Origin of the sequence: Nocardia sp. NPDC006982, assembly GCF_042869435.1 — a bacterium.
Classification (GTDB): domain Bacteria; phylum Actinomycetota; class Actinomycetes; order Mycobacteriales; family Mycobacteriaceae; genus Nocardia.
This window is the reverse complement of record NZ_JBIAFV010000095.1, coordinates 1-1,118: the sequence shown is the minus strand read 5'-3', so window position 1 is coordinate 1,118 and position 1,118 is coordinate 1. Positions and strand designations below refer to the sequence as shown.

General features: G+C 64.9%; 1 protein-coding gene. It reads left to right on the top strand.

What is annotated here, in order from left to right:
- Positions 1 to 171: 171 nt before the first annotated feature.
- Positions 172 to 1,118 (top strand): transposase (locus ACFYOW_RS49675; protein ID WP_387299200.1); only part of this gene is annotated, 947 nt, incomplete at its 3' end.

Here is a 1,118-nt window from a genome sequence, read left to right as displayed (position 1 = left end):
GCTTGAGATTTAACCAGCGCAAGATCAACTTGCGCCGTGCTCGGTTAATCTGGCTGACAGCCAACGGCTTTCGCGTGATGATGTCTTGTCGTCGGCGTCGGTGTCGATCATTGAAGGCCGTAGAGGTGGACTGTGCTGTGTGGGGACGCCGCTGCGGCGGAGTCGGTGTTGATGGAGTTTCGCAATCAGTTCTACGACTGCCTGAATACGCGAGCGGACGCGCTGTTCGAGCTGTCTGACGCGGCGATCTGCGCAGAAGGGCCGGTCACCTCGCTGGTGGAGTTGTCCCTGGCTCCCGTGTTCCGCCGCGGGCACGGGGCTTTGTATGACGCGCTGGCCGAGGGTGCGATCGACGAGGACCGGCTGCGCGATTTGCTGGCCGACCAGCTGCCGACCGATGCGCCGTTGATGTTCGGCATCGACTCGACCACCTTCCCGCGACCGAACGCCGAATGCTCGCCCGACCGGGGTCTGCACTATGCGCCGTGTCGCTGCGACGGCGATCGAAAAGTTGTGCCAGGCTGGGAATTCCAGTGGGTCATGGGCCTGGAGTGGGGCAGTTCATCGTGGACTCGGCCGTTAGATGCTCGTCGCCTGGCCGAGGGATCCTGCCCTGTCGTGTCGACCGCCGATCAGATTCGCGACCTGGCAGAACGGCTCGGCCAGCGAGATGATGCGGCGGGACGTCCCGCACCGCTGTTCATTCTGGATCAGGGGTATGCGGCCGCGGCTCTTACTCACGCGCTGGACGGGCTAGAGGTTCAGACCCTGGTGCGGATCTCGGGTGACCGCGTCTACTACGACGGACGTCCGGGCCCCCGCAAGCCCGGCCCAGGCCGAAATGGCGTGCATGGCAACCGGTTTGAGCTCGACGCGAAGGTGAACCTGCGCCGCCCCGACCAAGGGCTGGTCGTGCCCGACACCAACAAGTACGGGCGGGTCGAGGTTCGCGCCTGGCACCGCATGCACCAAAAGGTCCAACGCACCGGGTATTTCGCTCGCCTGGACGCCGAACTGTTCACCCGGCTGCCGATCATCGAGGGCACCGTCATCGAGGTCCGAGTCGAACGGCTGCCCGACGGCCGCAACCCGCACCGCACCATGTGGCTGTGGCACTC